This is a genomic window from Acidovorax sp. JHL-3 (assembly GCF_000526295.1).
GTDB classification, from domain to species: Bacteria; Pseudomonadota; Gammaproteobacteria; order Burkholderiales; family Burkholderiaceae_C; genus Acidovorax; species Acidovorax defluvii.
Window position 1 is genome coordinate 2339321 of record NZ_JAFU01000001.1, and the last position, 15947, is coordinate 2355267.

The following is a 15947-nucleotide window of genomic DNA, read 5'->3' on the forward strand; positions in this document are numbered from 1 at the left end:
TAACAAAAATGCAAACAGAAACCGATCTGGACCGCATCGACCGCAAGATCCTGTCAATCCTGCAGGAAGACGGCCGCATTGCCAACCTCAAGCTGGCCGAGGCCGTGGCCCTGTCGCCCACCGCGGTGCTGGCACGTGTGCAGCGCCTGACGCGCGATGGCTTCATCCTGGGCTACGAGGCGCGCCTGAACCCCCTGAAGCTGGGCGCGGGCATGCTGGTGTTCGTGGAGGTGCTGCTGGACCGCACCACGCTCAACGTGTTCGACCAGTTCAAGGCTGCGGTGCAGGTGCACCCCGAAATCATGGAATGCCACCTGGTCGCAGGCGGGTTTGACTACCTTCTCAAGACCCGCGCTGCCGACATGAACGCCTACCGCGTGTTTGCGGGCAACGTGCTGTGGCAGCTGCCCGGCGTGCGCGAAACGCGCACCTATGCGGTGATGGAAGAGGTCAAGCACAGCAGCCATCTGCATCTGCGGTGATGGTGGGCCGCCAGGCGGGCGTTGGCTGGGGGCTGCCATCGCCGCATAATGGGTTGTAATTTCAACCAGATCGAGGAGAAGACCATGTCCGCATTTCCGTACGCTGCCGTTGCTCTGGTGGCCGCATTCGCCAGCCAGTCGGCCGCAGCGGCTTGCTATCTGGTGTATGCCCCCAATCAGGAGATCGTTTACCGGGCGCCCTCGCCGCCGGTGGACATGTCGCGTGAAATCCATGAAACCCTGCCCCGGGTGGCTCCGGGCGCGACGCTGGTTTTCTCGCTGGACGACCAGGGCTGCGAGCTCACCATCAACAAGCTGCCGCTGGCCTCTGCGTCGGCGCAGCGCGGCATGCGCCCTGCGCGTGCAGACCGGGGTTGAACGCGGCCGCTTCTCCACGGCCGGGGCAAGCGCAGTCCCGGGCCTGAGACAATCGGGGGATGAGCGAACCGAAAGAACTATCCCCCTCGTTTGAACCTTCCACACAGGATGCATCCGACCTGCCCGACGGCTGGTTGCAGGTGCAGTCTCTCGACCTGGATGCCCAGGGCGTTGCACGCAAACCCGATGGCAAGGTTATCTTCATCGATGGTGCCCTGCCGTTCGAGCTGGTCACCGCGAACACCCACCGCAAAAAGAACAACTGGGAGCAGGCCAGCCTGACGGCGATCCACCGCGAATCGTCGCAACGTGTACGCCCCGGCTGCCCGCATTTCGGCCTGCACGCCGGTGCCTGCGGCGGCTGCAAGATGCAGCACCTGCATATGGGCGCCCAGGTGGCCGTCAAGCAGCGGGTGCTGGAAGACAACCTGTGGCATCTGGGCAAGGTCAAGGCCGAAACCATGCTGCGCCCCATCGAAGGACCGGCCTGGGGTTACCGTTACCGTGCCCGGCTGTCGGTGCGCAACGTGATCAAGAAGGGCCAGGTGCTGATTGGTTTTCATGAGCGCAAAAGCCGCTACGTGGCCGACATGCAGCAGTGCCCCGTGCTGCCGCCACATGTAGACGTCATGCTGATGCCGCTGCGCGCGCTGATTGCGGGCATGGACGCGCGCGACACCTGCCCGCAGATCGAGCTGGCCTGTGGCGACAGCGTGACCGCGCTGGTGCTGCGCCACCTGGAGCCGCTGAGCGCAGGCGACCTTGCCCGGCTGCGCGCCTTTGCGGCCGAGCACAACGTGCAATGGTGGCTGCAGCCCAAGGGCCCCGACACCGTGAAGCTGCTCGACGAAGGCGGCGAGCAACTGTCTTATGCGCTGCCCGACTTCGGCATCACCATGCCGTTCAAGCCCACCGATTTCACGCAGGTAAACCCGCACATCAACCGCGTGCTGGTGAGCCGCGCCTTGCGCCTGCTGGACGTGCAGCCGCACGAACGCGTGATCGACTGGTTTTGCGGCCTGGGCAACTTCACGCTGCCGCTGGCCACCCAGGCGCGCGAGGTGCTGGGCATCGAAGGCAGCGAGGCCCTGGTGGCCCGCTCGCGCGAAAATTATGTGCTGAATCAGGCTGTAGCCAACGACTATAAAGCGCTGGCAGCTACTGAATTTGTAGCGCGCAACCTGTTCGAAATGACCCCCGAGATGTTGGTGGCCGACGGTGCTGCCGACAAATGGCTGGTCGATCCGCCGCGCGAGGGCGCTTTTGCGCTGGCCAAGGCGCTGGCCGATATCGAGCAGGCGCGCATCGGGGCAGAAGGCGCTGGCCCGTTGCCCGCAGGTGCCGAGGGCTGGACACCGCCCAAGCGCATCGTGTATGTCAGTTGCAACCCCGCCACCCTGGCGCGCGATGCCGGGCTGCTGGTGCACCTGGCAGGCTACCAATGCACGGCGGCAGGCATGGTCAACATGTTTCCGCACACGGCGCATGTGGAAAGCATGGCGGTGTTTGAGCGGGTTTGATGGGGTTTGACTGGGTTTAAGGAGCCCCAGACCCGAATGGGCTAGTAGGCCGGGATCTGGAGGCCGTCCTCCAGATCGGGGTGTGGGCCCGGCAAACCGCGTGCGTTAACTGCGCTCGCGGCTGGTGGCGTCGCGCGGTTCGGTCTCGATGTCTGTGGAGCGCTCGCTGCGTTCCGGCTTGTCCACCTTGCCGAGCACCGAAGGCGTGCCTTCAATCTTGTTCTCGCGCATGTAGCCGTCCATATCCTTCCAGCCGGCAAACACCGAGGCCTTGGCGGCCTTGGGGTTGAGGGTATAACAGTCTTCCAGCCCCCGCAGCGCATGGCGGCAGGCGCCGCCGATGGCTTTGGCCTCGGCATCGCGCTGAGCGACGCGCGGGTCAGGGCCCAGGCCGGGAATTTCGCAACCTGCCAGCAGCAAAACTGCTGAAACAGCAAGCAGGCGCAGCGTGGTGGAAGGCAGGATTGGATACATGTACTTGCATTATCGGCACCTCCGCCGCTCAATTGAGGCTTGACCTTGGTAAAGAGCCCAGAAAAAAGGCTCCCGAAGGAGCCTTTTTGACAGTGGTCAAGATCAACGGGCTGTCAGTCGCGTTCGCCACCGGCGATGCCCAGCAGGGCCAGCAGGCTCTGGAACACGTTGAAAATGTCCAGGTACAGGGCCAAGGTGGCGCTGATGTAGTTGGTTTCGCCGCCATCGAGGATCTGCTTGAGGTCATACAGCATGTAGGCGCTGAAGATGCCGATGGCCGCCACAGAAATCGCCATCATGCCGGCCGACGAGCCGACAAACACGTTGATCACGGCGCCTACCATCAGCACCAGCGCGCCCACCATGAGCCACTTGCCCATGCCCGAGAGGTCGCGCTTGATCACGCTGGCCAGGCTGGCCATCACGAAGAACACGCCTGCGGTGCCGGCAAAGGCCGTCATGATGAGATCGGTGCCGTTCTTGAAGCCCAGCACCATGCCGATCAGGCGTGACAGCATCAGGCCCATGAAAAAGGTGAAGGCCAACAGCACGGGCACACCTGCTGCCGAGTTCTTGGTCTTTTCGATGGCGTACATGAAGCCAAAGGCGCCGCCCATGAAGACGATCAGACCCAAACCGCCGCTCAGCGACTGCGTGATGCCGGTGGCCACGCCAATCCAGGCGCCCAGCACGGTGGGCAGCATGCTCAGGGCAAGCAGCCAGTAAGTGTTGCGCAGCACCTTGTGGCGCTGCTCCTGCGAGATGCCATAGCCCGCAGAGTGGCCCAGGGTGGTGACTTGGTCATTCATCTTGTGTCTCTCCTAGAAGCCTGCACGACGCAGACCGTTGGATTCTATGTGGCGATGTTCTGACGAAAAACAATAACCGCACCCCTTCAAACACTTTAGGTCACTATTCTTTCGCCTCAGGCAGCGGTTTACACGCTGTCGGCTGCCGCTATGCTTGCCTTTTTCGTCCGGGGGCCTGGTAATGCAGCCCCCCTCAACCCTGCATGGCAACCATGAAAACCAAACACGAACTCGAACTGGCCGACGTCAAAAAGATCGCGGCGGCCGCTGAAGCCGAAGCACTGAAGAATCAGTGGGCTGTGACCATTGCCATCGTGGACGATGGTGGCCACCTGCTGTGGCTGCAGCGCCTGGATGGCGCGGCGGCAGTGTCGTCGCACATCGCACCCGCCAAGGCCCACACGGCCGCACTGGGCCGGCGCGAGAGCAAGGTGTACGAAGACATCGTCAACGGCGGACGCACGGCGTTCCTGAGCGCGCCTGCCATCGATGGCCTGCTCGAAGGCGGCGTGCCGATCATGAAAGACGGGCAATGCCTGGGCGCCGTGGGCGTGAGCGGTGTGAAATCGTCCGAGGATGCGCAGATTTCGCGCGCGGGCATTGCCGCACTGGGCCTCTGATTCGAGGTTGTTTGCTATTTGCTTGGTAGCTGTACGCGCTTTCAGATAAAGGGCTGAAGCCCTGAAACACCATCAAATAATATAAAACCGGTCTGCAGGCCGGTTTTTTTATGGGGGCCAGCGATGTGGATGCGTGGTGCAAAAAAGGCCTGGCTACGCGGGGGCAAACCCGTTGGCTGGCAAAAAAGACCCTGTCGGGCTTGTGACAAGCCCGGGAGTCTCCCCACGATGAAACACGGAAACGACGCCAAATGCCGGTGGCGCGGGCGATCGCGCTGGCTGGCGCCCTGGTTTATTTGGTCAGGATCAGCTTGCCCAGCTTGGTGGCCTGCAGGCGGTACACCGATCCGTTGTGGCAAATGGCCACGGCTTTCTGTCCCTGCAAAAGCGTGCTGCTGTCCACAGCGGCTGCAGCGCCAGCGGCATTTGCCGTGGGAAGGTCGGACGTTGCGGATGGGGATGCCGTCAGACCGGAGGCAGGGGAGCACTGGGGGGAAGCGATGGTCAAAGTGGCTTGCATGAGCGGTTCAGGTGCATTGCGATTCGGTTTGTTAATGATAACGATTCGCAATTACAAGTCAAGTGATTTTTGCTGAGAATCGATAGAAAGTGGGCTTGGGTGGGCGCTGCGGCGCACCGATGCCCAACGCGGGGGCAAGCGGGAGCCCACCCCCTCCAGGCGCTCGAAGAATCGGAGGCAGCTTTGCCGCTGCCCCGTGGCACCGGGGTTACTGCTGCGGCTCGGTCACAAAGCCGATCTTGCGCACACCCGCACGCTGTGCCGCCGCCATGGCCTGGGCCACGCGCTCGTAGCGCACTTCCTTGTCGCCCCGGATGTGCAGGTCAGGCTGGGGCGTTTTGGCCCCTTCGGTCTGCAGGAGGGAAAAGAGTTCTTCGTCGGCGACCGGTGCGCCATTCCAGAAATACTGGCCGTCGGCGGCCACCGACAGGCGCACGGTTTCGGGCTTGATGATCTCGGGCTGGTTGGTGGCGCGGGGCAGGTCCACGTTCACCGAATGCTTCATCACCGGCACGGTGATGATGAAGATGATGAGCAGCACCAGCATGACGTCCACCAGCGGCGTCATGTTGATTTCGTTCATCACCTCATCGGCATCGTCTTGGGTTCCGAAGGCCATGGCTCAGCTGCCTTTCTTCATGGGCAGCACCTTGCCGGGCTCGCCTGCATTCACGCGGGCGCCGGTGACAAAGTAGGCGTGCAGGTCGTGGGCAAAGCTGTTGAGGCCGTTCAGGATGGACTTGTTGCCGCGCACCAGCGCGTTGTAGCCCAGCACCGCAGGAATGGCCACCGCCAAGCCCAGGGCCGTCATGATCAGTGCCTCGCCGATGGGCCCGGCCACCTTGTCGATGGTGGACTGGCCCGAGGTGCCAATGGCCAGCAGGGCGTGGTAGATGCCCCACACCGTGCCAAAAAGGCCGATGAACGGCGCGGTGGAGCCCACTGACGCCAGGATGGCCAGGCCCGACTGGATGCGTGCCGTGAACTCGTCAATGCAGTTGCGCAGGCAGCGGGTAACCCAGTCGCTCACGTCCAGGCTGTCGTGCAGGTGGGCCTTGGTGTTGCGGTGGTGGGCCGTGGCCTCGCGGCCTTCCAGGGCCAGGTGGCGAAACGGGTTCGCAGGGTCGTTGCCCAGCTTGGTCAGGGCGGCGGCAAAGTCTTCGCTGTGCCAGAAATCCTGCGCCGCGCGGGCGTGTTTTTTGAGCTTGATGATGTCCAGGGCCTTGATGAGGATGACGATCCACGAGGCCAGTGACATGGCCAGCAGCAGGATGGCGACAGCGCGGGTGACAAAGTCACCTTGTATCCAGACGTTGGCGATGCCAAATTGCGATTCCATGAAAACTCCCTAAACAGTGGTTCGGTTATTCGAGAACAAAATTGATGGGCACCAGGCTCCACATGGCCTCTGGCACGCCGTTGCGCTTGCCGGGCACGAAGCGCCAGCGCATGACGGCCTCCTGGGCCTGGCGGTCCAGACGGTCGTAGCCGCTGGATTTGTTGATTTCCACCTTCTGCGGCAGTCCGTCGGTGCCGATCAGCACGCGCAGCACCACTTTGCCCTGCTCACCCATGCGTTTGCTGATGGCCGGGTAGCCGGGTTTGGGGTTGTTGAGGTACGCGGCATCGCTGGAGGGCATGTCGATGCGGGCCGGTGCGGATGGCGCGGGCGGTGCGGGCGGCGCCGGAGGTGCCACCGGGGCTTCGATGGGGGGCGCGGGCGGTTGGGGTGTGGTGATGCCCACCGGGGCATTGGGGGCCGGTGTGGGATCGGCAATGGCCACGGGCATCGGCGCCGGGCGCGGGGCCTGCACCCTGGGCGCGGGCCGTGGCGGCGGCGGGGCGGGAGGGGTTGGTGGCGCGGGCGGCGCGACCCTGGGGGCCGGTGGTGCAATGAATTCGCTCAGCAACTCTGCGGGCACGATCACCTCTGCCGCACGGCGCAGCAAACCCGATTGCAGGGCCCAAAGCCCTGCCACATGCAGCATCACCACCGAACCCACGATCACGGCATTGCGGCTCACGCCCCCGACAGGGGCAAAACGATCTCGTTGGGACATATAAAAATGATAGCTGCCAGCGCTTGATGGACAAGGGCCAATGCCCAAAAATGTTCAGATTACTTGCGAAAGATCCACCAGGTCGAACCGGCGACAAAAATCAGACTGCCCGCGAGTGTAGAGAGGAGTTCCATGCTTTGCTTTCCCGAAGAGAGTTGGCAAGCTGAACCGGTTGTACCGCAGTCTCATTGTGCAGCGCGGCAACCGGGCTTGTTGCGCTGCATTGCGCCACCACATCGCGGGCGCAGCTTTCGCAGCATCCGCATTGGGTGGCCACGCCCAGCTCGAACTGGATATCGTCGAAACTCATTCCTGCGCGCGCATGGCGGGCAATTTCACGGTCGGAAATTCGGCGGCAAACACAGACGATCATGGCGGCAGGCAGTTTGGCTGGCTGTTGTTGATGCATTGATTATAAATGCGAATCTATCGTATTTGCAATAAATCATGACTGCCGACAGGGAAATGGGGTTAAAGGTCGCCGCCTTGGGGGAGGTCTGCATTCAGCAGCGCCTGCGATGCATCGGCCAGCGTGGCGCAGCCGGTGAGGGCCATGGCAATCTCCAGTTCGTCGCGCAGGAGGCGCAGCACATGCGCCACACCGGCGGCGCCGGCATTGGCCAGGCCCCAGATGGCAGGGCGCCCCACCAGCACCGCCGACGCACCCAGCGCCATGGCCTTGAGCACATCGGTGCCGCGGCGAATGCCACCATCCACCACCACCGGTAGCGCGCCACCCACGGCCTGCACCACGCGCGGCAGGGCGCTGGCGGTGGCGGGTGCGGTGTCCAGCGTGCGCCCGCCGTGGTTGGAGACGATCAGGCCCGCCGCGCCCGCCGCCACCGCCTGGCGCGCGTCGGCCGGATGCAGCACGCCCTTGAGCAACACGGGCAGGCGGGTGATGGACTGCAGCCAGGCAATGTCGTCCCAGGTGGGGGCTTGGTGCAGCAGGCCGTCAAACAGCGCGCTTTGGCCGGGGCGCAGCGCGGTTGCGGTGTGCGCCTGCAGGCCCGCAAGGTTGACCGGGCCCACGCCGGGAGGCAGCCGAAAGCCCGCGCGCCGTTCGCGGTCGCGCACGCCGCTGGTGGGGGCGTCCACGGTCAGCACCAAGGCTTCGTATCCGGCGGCTTCGGCGCGCTGCACCAGCGCCTGGGTGAAGCCCCGGTCGTGCTGCAGATACAGCTGAAACCACAGGGGGCCGCGCCCGCGGTCGGGCAGCACTGCTTGCGCAACGGCCTCCAGCGACACGCTGGCCTGGGTGCTGAGCACCACGCCCGCGCCCAGCGCCGCCGCCGCGTAGGCCATGGCCAGCTCGCCGTCGGGGTGGGCCAGGCGCTGAAAGGCAATGGGTGCCAGCAGAATCGGGTGCGCCAGCGTGCGGCCCAGCAGGCTGACCCGGGTGTGGCCACCCGCCAGCGGCCGCAGCACGCGCGGCCACAGCGGCAGGGCCTCCCAGGCGCTGCGGTTGGCGCGCAGGGTGATTTCGTCGGCGGCACCGCCGCTGAAGTAGGCCCAGGCGTTGTCGTCCAGATGCTGGCGTGCGTGCGCCTCATGGTCTGCGAGGTTGACGATCTCGGGCGAAACCTTGTGCCGTGCGGGAATAGGGGGCATATAAGCAAAAATAGCACCTGGCGCTTATCCAGTAAGCGCAAGGTGCTATATAAATAAAAGCATTTTGGTTGGGTGTGACACTGCGGGATGCCGCCTCACACATCGGCCCACATGCGCAGCAGGTTGTGGTACGTGCCCGAGAGCGCAATAACCGAGGGCTCTTTTTCGCCATGGGCCTGGCGCAGCCTGAGCAGCGACATGTCCATGTCGAACAGCAACTGGCGCTGCTCCAGCCCGCGCACCATGCTTTCCACCCAGAAAAAACTGCTGATGCGGTGCCCGCGCGTGACCGGCGACACCTGGTGTACCGTGCTGCTGGGGTACAGGATCATGTCGCCCGCAGGCAGCTTGATGCGTTTTTCGCCCAGCGTTTCGGTAATCACCAGCTCGCCGCCATCGTAGTCTTCGGGCGGCGTCAAAAACAGCGTGCACGACAGGTCGCTGCGCACCCAGCAGTTGTCGGCCTTGGAGTGCATGACGGCGCTGTCGACATGGTTGCCGTAAAAATTGGCACCATCGCCGTAGTTGTTGAACAGCGGGTTGTAGATGCGCCGGGGCAAGGCCGCCGAGAAGAAGAGGGCGTTGCGGTGCAGCGCCGCCTTCACCATGGTCTGCAACTGGGCGGACAGCTCGCTGCCTTGCGCCAGCTGCAGGTTGTTCTTCTGGTGAATGGCCTGGCCGCCGGCGCTGCGTGCTCCTTCAATCCACGGGGCTTGTGGCCCGAGGGCTTGCCGGAAGAAGGTGATTTCTTCGGGCGTCAGAACGTCTTTGATGTGCAAGAACATGGTGCGGTGCCGTGGGCCAGGGTCAATATCAGAAGCGGGTTTTGAGTGTGACCTGAACCGAGCGTGCAGCGCCCGGTGTGTAAAAGCCCCGGTACAGCGCATCGGCGTAGACCCGGTCAAACAGGTTGCTCACGTTCAACTTGAGCGAGGTCTTCTCGTCAAACGCGTATTCGACCATGGCGTCCACGGTGCTGAAACCGCTGGCGTAGTAGCTGCGCTGACCTTCGGGGTTCTGCTTGCCACGGTAGGTCAGGCCGGCGCCCACCCGAACGCTGGACGTGACCGCATAGGTGCTCCAGAAACTGCCGCTGTGCTTGGGCGTGAGGCCGGGGCGATCGCCCTGCACCTGGGCGCCTGTGCCGGTGGAGTTTCGTGCCACGTTGCTCTGGTCAATCTTGGCGTCAGGAATCCAGGTGTGGTTGAAGAAAACTTCCCATTTCGGCGTCATCCGTCCGGCCAGGTTGAACTCCATGCCCGCGGCGTGGCGCTTGCCCGACAGCAGTTCTTGCTGGGCTGCGGTGTCGGGGTCGGTGTTGCGTTCGTTGTATTTCTCGCTGTAGAACGCGGCCACACCCAGCAGGGCGCGGCGCTCGAACAGTTCGAACTTGCCACCGATTTCGATGTTGCGGCTCTTTTCGGCCGGCGTGTTGGCTGAACGTGCGGTGCTGTTGCTCAAGCCGGGACTGAACTGGTAGGTGTCGCCCGAGGTGTTGTACGAGGTGCCGTACGACAGGTAGTATGAAGACAGCGCATCAGGCTGGAAGATCAGGCCGGCGCGCGGGCTGAAAAGGCTGTCGGAGCGGTCGCTGCTGAGGCTGCCATTGGGGTTGCGGTAGGAGGCCTTGAAGTCGTCATAGCGCAGGCCTGCCACAAGCTTGAGGGTGTCGGTGAGCGAAATCGTGTCCTGGAAATACAGGCCCACGTTGCGGGCCTGGAAGGTGTTCCATTGCACGGGTGCACGGCCATCCGCCACGCCCACGCCGTTGTCGGGCGTGCCCACGGTGGTGGTGGGGCGGGGGGTGGTGTTGGCGTAGTTCTGGTTGCGCTTCGCATCGTCGTCGTAGTAGTCCACGCCGGTCAGCACGGCGTGCTTTTTGCCACCCCAGTTGAAGGTGTTGCTGTAGTCGCTTTGCACTTGCAGCACATCGCTTTCGCCCATGCGACCTTTGGAACCGTAGCGCGTCAGCACGGTGCTGTCGTTGATCTGACCGAGCGTGATGGCGCTGTTCTGAAAGCCGATGGTGCTGGCCAGCATGTCGCGCTCGTAGGTGCCGTAGCGCAGGCGGGTGTTCAGCTCGCCACCATCATCAAAGCGGTGGATATGGCCCAACGTGGCGTATTGCGATGACGTATGGGTGTAGTCGCTTTCCAGCCCGTAGAAGTTGCGCGCGGGCAGGGTGGTGTTGATCTTGCCGTCTGCCGACAGGCGCCAGGGGTGGTTATAGGTAGGGCGGCCCTTGGATTCGAGGTAGTACAGCCCGATGGAGAACTCATCACGGGTGCCGATGCCCCAGGCAAAAGTGGGAGCAATGCCGCGCTTGTCCTGCTTGGCGCCGTAGTTGTCGGCTTCCTGCACCATGGCATTCAGGCGAAACGCTGCGTTTTCGCCTGTGACGAAGTTGAAGTCTCCTGTGGCACGGTGGGAGTTGCCGGTGCCGAAGGTGTATGCCGCCTCATGCTGGTCAATCAGCAGGGGAGCCTTGTTCACCTGGTTGACCACGCCGCCCGTGGAGCCCTTGCCAAACAGCATCGAGGCCGAGCCCTTGAGTACTTCCACCCGGTCGTGATTGAAGGTGTCGCGCTCGATCAGCGGTGCGTCTTTCATGCCGTCGATGTAGATGTCTCCGGCCTGGCCCAGTGAGAAGCCGCGCAGGCGCACATCTTCTTCGCCGGTTTCGCCCGCCAGAAAGGTCACGCCCGCCGTGGTGCGCAGCACTTCACGAAAGTCGTCCTGGTTGCGGTCGGCCATCAGTTTCTCGGTGAACACCGTCACGGACTGGGGAATGTCCTTGATGTCCTGCTTGCCCTTGCCTACGGTGGTTTTCTTGAGGAGCAGGGTGTCTTTGCCCTGAATTTCTGCCGTTTCCTTGACGGTCACGGTGGACATGGTGGTTTCAGGGGCGCTGCCCTGGGCCGCAGCGCCCATCGAGGCGGCCAGCATCAGGGCACCCAGGGGCAGCAAGGCCTTGTCTGAGGACATGCCAAGCGCGGGCGCGGGGTGTTGGGAAGCGGGAAAAGCGTGCGAACGCAGCGCAGTGCTGCGCTGCAGGGGGCGTGATTTAGCCAAGAGGCCTCCGTCGAAAGGTGGATGTGCAGGTGGCGCGCGGGTGCGCCAAGAGCAGGCGAGAGGCAATGGCTAGATCAACATGGCTGTGCATCGTCGTGCTGTCTTATGTTACATCAAATGCGGGTCATTCTCATTTGCATTGATGTTGACGCGCAACATTGTTCGGCCTTTCAGGCGAAAAAAAACCGGCTCAGCCGGTTTTTTGGTAGCAGCAAGAGAGAGGCCTCTTACTTGACGTGCTTGCCGATCAGGCCGGCCAATTCAAACATCGACACTTGCGGCTTGCCGAACAGTTCCTTGAGCTTGGCGTCTGCATTGATGTTGCGCTTGTTGGCGGCGTCCTGCAGGTTGTTGGCCTTGATGTAGACCCACAGCTTGCTGATGATCTCCGTGCGCGGCAGCGGTGCCGAGCCCACCACGGCGGCCAGTGCGGGGCTGGGCGTCAGCGCCTTCATGAAGGCGGCATTGGGGGTGCGCTTCTTGGCGGGTGCGGCGGCCTTGGTGGCGGGCGCCTTGGCTGCGGGAGCGGCCTTTGCCGGAGCTTTTTTTGCAGTTGCCATGTTGGGTTGTCCTTGTTGGAAGTAAATTTTCACCAGCGAAACGAGGCTTTCCCACTGGCAAGGTGATGCTACTGGGAAAAAAACACCTTTCCAAGTGAGCCATGGCTTTTTTTGCCTCGATTTGTTGCGGTAGGGCACCATGGGTCAGCCTTTGACCGCAGGAGACGTCCAATGCATTGCTTTTCGCGGGTTATCCCCGGTGGCGCGAGAACAAATTCTGCGTGTCGCCCTCAGGCCGGGGTACTTGGCCTTGCAGGGTCTGCGCGACAATTCGCCGACGCCGCTGCGCGTTCGTCTTTATCCCTGCAACTTCCCGCATGAAAGGTTTTCGGCCCATGACCGCCCCACATTCCACGGCATTCAGCACCTGCGATTTCTGCGATGCGCACAAAGCTGATGACAGCGGTGCGTTTCGCGTGTTGCCTCCGGTATTCCAGAGCTACGGCGGTGTGGCCGCATTTGCCGGCGCCGTGGCAACGGTGAAGTGCTTTGAAGACAACACCCTGGTCAAGGCAGCGGTCGACTCCCCCGGCCTTGGCCGCGTGCTGGTGGTGGACGGCGGGGGGTCTTTGCGGCGCGCCCTGGTGGGCGGCAACCTGGCCGCCGCCGCCGCACGCAATGGCTGGGCGGGCGTTGTGGTGGATGGTTGTGTGCGGGATGTGGCCGAACTCAACGCTGCCGCCGTGGGGATTCGCGCCCTGGGCCTGATGCCCCTGCCTACCGAAAAGCGCAACGAAGGGCAGCGCGATGTGGCGGTGCAGATCCAGGGTGTGTGGGTGCAGCCCGGCGACTGGCTCTATGCGGACGCCGACGGTATCGTGATCAGTGCCGGGTCACTGCAGGCCTGAATTGGCCTTTTGACCCACGCGCAGTGCCGCACGCGTGGGCAAGGTGGCCAGCAGCACGCTGGCCAGCGCAATGCCAAATGCCAGCAATTGCAGGCCCGAGAACGACTCGCCCAACACCAGCACCCCCACCAGGGCGGCACTGATGGGCAACAACACGGTGAATATGCCGCCTTGCGCCGCCGGCACGCCCTTCAGACCCGTCATCCATAGCCAGACGGTCCACATGCAGGCGGCCAGCGCATAAAACACCAGCAGCAACCAGATGTTCCAGCTCACTGCAGCAAAGTCGAATCCCCAGGCCATGTAGAGGCCCAGCGGGGTGGACAGTGCAAACCCCCACAGGTTGATCAGCGAGGTGATGCGCTTGGGGCCGAGCGCCCCCGTGAGCTTTTTGCCAATGACCGAATACGCCGCTTCGCAGATGACGGCGCCCACCAACAGCAACTGACCCAGCCACGCAAGATTTTGAGTATTTTCGCCTTCTAGCGCTTGTAGAGTATGTGCTGAGTGCTCTGATTTTGAAAGCGAAAGCAGGGCAATGCCCGCCACCGCGCAGGCCACAGCCACCCAGGTGCGTGGGGCCACGCGCTCGCGCAGAAAGGCCCAACTCATCACCGCCACAGCCGCTGGGATGGCGGCCATGATCACGCCCGCGGACACCGCGCTGGTCAGGCTCACCCCATAGATCATGCAAACGGTGAACAGGAAATTGCCGAGGAACGACTCCAGAAACAGAAGTCGCCGCACCTGTGGTGTCAGTGGTGGCTCATCGGCGGGCTTCTTCAGCCAGTGCACCATGGCCAGCCCTCCGATGCCAAAACGCATCCAGGCCAGCAGAAACACTGGAATCGCAGCAGCCAGCGGCTTGGACAGCGCCACATAGCTGCCCACCAGCGCCATGCTGAGGGCCAGGCACAGATAGGCGATGGTGCGGCTGGGGGCGTTCACTGGACTGGGGCACTTGAAGATGGGAGCCGCACATCATGCCCGACGAAACGGCGCCCATCTCTCGGCTGAACAAGTGTTGTGTTGCCGCCATGCTGCATTCGGTCCGCTACACCATGGTGCTCAGCCCGGCGCACCGGGCGGGGTTGGGTGCAGGGCTGTTCGATGGCGGGCGCATGCACCCAGCCGTGCATTGCGGCGGCCTGTTCCCGTCGCTGTTGCTGTGTCTCACGTATGCAATGAACCCACACTAAAGTGCAAACGCCCGCCGATGTGCCCAACGAGTCCGGCGGCAAGTAGCCCCGGCGCACAAAACCATATTTTCACAATGCAAAAACAGTTTTTCACATCTCGGGATTGCGGATCTGCTGCAGTGCGGGAAATTTTCTCAATATGAGAAATCATTTTTTATATTGAGGAATGGTCGTTCCAACTCGTTGTTTTTTAATAGAAAAATTTATCTCTTCTATAAGACATAAGAGGTTGTGCAAGTCTTATAGAAGACTTAAAGTACACCCCATGAACAACAGCTTTGTTGTTCGAGATTTTTTCAATCAACCGACGGAGTCACCACATGTCCCAAGCACCGAGCCAACAACTCACCCGCGAACAGCAAATTGCAGCCTTGGAAAAAGACTGGGCCACCAACCCCCGCTGGAAGGGTGTCAAGCGCGGTTACACCGCTGCGGACGTGGTGCGTCTGCGCGGCTCGCTGCCCATCGAGCACACGCTGGCCCGTCGCGGTGCTGAAAAGCTCTGGGAAAAGGTCAACGGCGGTGCCAAGAAGGGCTACGTCAACGCTTTCGGCGCCATCTCTGCTGGCCAAGCCATGCAGCAGGCCAAGGCCGGCCTCGAAGCCGTGTACCTGTCGGGTTGGCAAGTTGCCGCTGACGGCAACACGTCGGAAACCATGTACCCCGACCAGTCGCTGTACGCCTACGACTCGGTGCCCACCATGGTGCGCCGCATCAACAACACCTTCAAGCGCGCTGACGAAATCCAGTGGGGCCGTGGCATCAACCCCGGCGACAAGGAATTCATCGATTACTTCCTGCCCATCGTGGCTGACGCAGAAGCCGGTTTCGGTGGTGTGCTGAACGCCTTCGAACTGATGAAGAACATGATTGCCGCTGGCGCAGCCGGCGTGCACTTCGAAGACCAGCTGGCTGCAGTGAAGAAGTGCGGCCACATGGGTGGCAAGGTGCTGGTTCCGACGCAAGAAGCCTGCGAAAAGCTGATCTCGGCCCGTTTTGCTGCCGACGTGATGGGCGTGCCCACCATCATTCTGGCCCGCACCGACGCAGAAGCTGCCAACCTGATCACTTCTGACCACGATGCCAACGACAAGCCCTTCCTGACCGGCGAGCGCACGCAAGAAGGCTTCTACCGCGTCAAGAACGGCCTGGAACAAGCCATCAGCCGTGGTATTGCCTACGCCCCCTACGCCGACCTGGTGTGGTGCGAAACCGGCGTGCCCGACATCGGCTTCGCCCGTGAGTTCGCCCAGGCTGTGCTGGCCGCCAACCCCGGCAAGCTGCTGTCGTACAACTGCTCGCCATCGTTTAACTGGAAGAAGAACCTCAACGACTCGCAGATCGCTTCCTTCCAGGAAGAGCTGTCGGCTCTGGGCTACAAGTACCAGTTCATCACGCTGGCCGGTATCCACATCAACTGGTTCAACACCTTCCAGTTCGCCCACGCCTACGCCCGCGGCGAAGGCATGAAGCACTACGTGAACATGGTGCAGGAGCCCGAATTCGCAGCCCGCGAAAAGGGTTACACCTTCGTGTCGCACCAGCAGGAAGTGGGCGCAGGCTACTTCGACGACGTGACCACCGTGATCCAGGGCGGTTCGTCCTCCGTGAAGGCCCTGACGGGTTCGACCGAAGAAGAGCAGTTCCACTGATCTGACGCGCCGCTGCGCCACCTGTGTGTGGCGTAGAACGCATCAAAAATACCGTTCAGAAAGCCCGAAGCGCATGCTTCGGGCTTTTTTTGTTGGCCGTAAGGTTAAAATGCAAGCAAATTCACTGCACAAGAGCGAGAAA

Annotated in this window: 19 protein-coding genes; 7 read left to right on the forward strand and 12 right to left on the reverse strand. The window is 62.4% G+C overall.

Annotated elements, in window-relative coordinates:
- The first annotated feature begins 8 nt into the window (after window positions 1–8).
- The 3 genes from K226_RS0111005 (at window position 9) to rlmD (ending at window position 2380) form a co-directional block, all read left to right on the forward strand.
- On the forward strand, window positions 9–482 hold the full coding sequence (locus K226_RS0111005) for an Lrp/AsnC ligand binding domain-containing protein (RefSeq protein WP_024814858.1): 474 nt from the start codon (window positions 9–11) through the stop codon (window positions 480–482).
- Between the two features lie 84 nt (window positions 483–566).
- On the forward strand, window positions 567–860 hold the full coding sequence (locus K226_RS0111010) for a hypothetical protein (RefSeq protein WP_024814859.1): 294 nt from the start codon (window positions 567–569) through the stop codon (window positions 858–860).
- A gap of 59 nt (window positions 861–919) precedes the next feature.
- Window positions 920–2380 (forward strand): 23S rRNA (uracil(1939)-C(5))-methyltransferase RlmD, encoded by a 1461-nt coding sequence (rlmD, locus tag K226_RS0111015; protein WP_024814860.1) that lies wholly within the window; start codon window positions 920–922, stop codon window positions 2378–2380.
- A 105-nt stretch (window positions 2381–2485) separates the two neighbouring features.
- Here rlmD and K226_RS0111020 read toward each other — a convergent pair whose 3' ends face one another.
- Window positions 2486–2854 carry a hypothetical protein gene (locus tag K226_RS0111020; protein WP_024814861.1) on the reverse strand — a complete coding sequence of 123 codons (369 nt, stop codon included), beginning with the start codon at window positions 2852–2854 and terminating at the stop codon, window positions 2486–2488.
- 113 nt (window positions 2855–2967) lie between these two features.
- Entirely contained in the window at window positions 2968–3663 is a 696-nt protein-coding gene (locus tag K226_RS0111025) for a Bax inhibitor-1/YccA family protein (protein ID WP_024814862.1), read from the reverse strand.
- A 212-nt stretch (window positions 3664–3875) separates the two neighbouring features.
- Here K226_RS0111025 and K226_RS0111030 point away from each other — a divergent pair, with 212 nt between their 5' ends.
- On the forward strand, window positions 3876–4283 hold the full coding sequence (locus K226_RS0111030; protein ID WP_024814863.1) for a heme-binding protein: 408 nt from the start codon (window positions 3876–3878) through the stop codon (window positions 4281–4283).
- Between the two features lie 292 nt (window positions 4284–4575).
- Here K226_RS0111030 and hemP read toward each other — a convergent pair whose 3' ends face one another.
- From hemP to K226_RS0111080, 9 genes are all read right to left on the reverse strand, one after another.
- Window positions 4576–4803, reverse strand: a complete 228-nt coding sequence (gene hemP / locus K226_RS0111040) for a hemin uptake protein HemP (RefSeq protein WP_024814864.1) — start codon at window positions 4801–4803, stop codon at window positions 4576–4578.
- 208 nt (window positions 4804–5011) lie between these two features.
- Window positions 5012–5422 carry a biopolymer transporter ExbD gene (locus tag K226_RS0111045; RefSeq protein ID WP_024814865.1) on the reverse strand — a complete coding sequence of 137 codons (411 nt, stop codon included), beginning with the start codon at window positions 5420–5422 and terminating at the stop codon, window positions 5012–5014.
- A 3-nt stretch (window positions 5423–5425) separates the two neighbouring features.
- Complete coding sequence (locus K226_RS0111050) at window positions 5426–6142, reverse strand: MotA/TolQ/ExbB proton channel family protein (RefSeq protein WP_024814866.1); 717 nt, start codon at window positions 6140–6142, stop codon at window positions 5426–5428.
- A 25-nt stretch (window positions 6143–6167) separates the two neighbouring features.
- Entirely contained in the window at window positions 6168–6863 is a 696-nt protein-coding gene (locus tag K226_RS0111055; RefSeq protein ID WP_024814867.1) for an energy transducer TonB, read from the reverse strand.
- A 100-nt stretch (window positions 6864–6963) separates the two neighbouring features.
- On the reverse strand, window positions 6964–7236 hold the full coding sequence (locus K226_RS19510) for a bacterioferritin-associated ferredoxin (protein WP_081739418.1): 273 nt from the start codon (window positions 7234–7236) through the stop codon (window positions 6964–6966).
- Window positions 7237–7334: 98 nt separating this feature from the next.
- The gene (locus K226_RS0111065; RefSeq protein WP_024814869.1) at window positions 7335–8474 is read right to left on the reverse strand and encodes an alpha-hydroxy acid oxidase; all 1140 of its coding nucleotides are present in this window, start codon (window positions 8472–8474) and stop codon (window positions 7335–7337) included.
- A gap of 95 nt (window positions 8475–8569) precedes the next feature.
- Window positions 8570–9259, reverse strand: a complete 690-nt coding sequence (locus K226_RS0111070; RefSeq protein WP_024814870.1) for a Fe2+-dependent dioxygenase — start codon at window positions 9257–9259, stop codon at window positions 8570–8572.
- Window positions 9260–9287: 28 nt separating this feature from the next.
- Window positions 9288–11459 carry a TonB-dependent siderophore receptor gene (locus tag K226_RS0111075; RefSeq protein WP_051463476.1) on the reverse strand — a complete coding sequence of 724 codons (2172 nt, stop codon included), beginning with the start codon at window positions 11457–11459 and terminating at the stop codon, window positions 9288–9290.
- A gap of 314 nt (window positions 11460–11773) precedes the next feature.
- Window positions 11774–12106, reverse strand: coding sequence for an SWIB/MDM2 domain-containing protein (locus K226_RS0111080; RefSeq protein ID WP_024814872.1), 333 nt, complete (start codon window positions 12104–12106; stop codon window positions 11774–11776).
- A gap of 335 nt (window positions 12107–12441) precedes the next feature.
- Here K226_RS0111080 and rraA point away from each other — a divergent pair, with 335 nt between their 5' ends.
- Window positions 12442–12954 (forward strand): ribonuclease E activity regulator RraA, encoded by a 513-nt coding sequence (gene rraA / locus K226_RS0111085; protein WP_024814873.1) that lies wholly within the window; start codon window positions 12442–12444, stop codon window positions 12952–12954.
- Here the strand turns inward: rraA and K226_RS0111090 are convergent.
- Window positions 12940–13854, reverse strand: coding sequence for a DMT family transporter (locus K226_RS0111090; RefSeq protein ID WP_238324258.1), 915 nt, complete (start codon window positions 13852–13854; stop codon window positions 12940–12942). The two genes, rraA and K226_RS0111090, sit on opposite strands and share 15 nt — an antisense overlap.
- A gap of 83 nt (window positions 13855–13937) precedes the next feature.
- On the opposite strand from K226_RS0111090, the gene K226_RS0111095 reads away from it, so the two are divergent.
- Together K226_RS0111095 and aceA are read left to right on the forward strand one after the other, a co-directional pair.
- Complete coding sequence (locus tag K226_RS0111095; RefSeq protein ID WP_024814875.1) at window positions 13938–14153, forward strand: hypothetical protein; 216 nt, start codon at window positions 13938–13940, stop codon at window positions 14151–14153.
- A 320-nt stretch (window positions 14154–14473) separates the two neighbouring features.
- Complete coding sequence (gene aceA, locus K226_RS0111100; RefSeq protein WP_024814876.1) at window positions 14474–15805, forward strand: isocitrate lyase; 1332 nt, start codon at window positions 14474–14476, stop codon at window positions 15803–15805.
- Window positions 15806–15947: the final 142 nt, after the last annotated feature.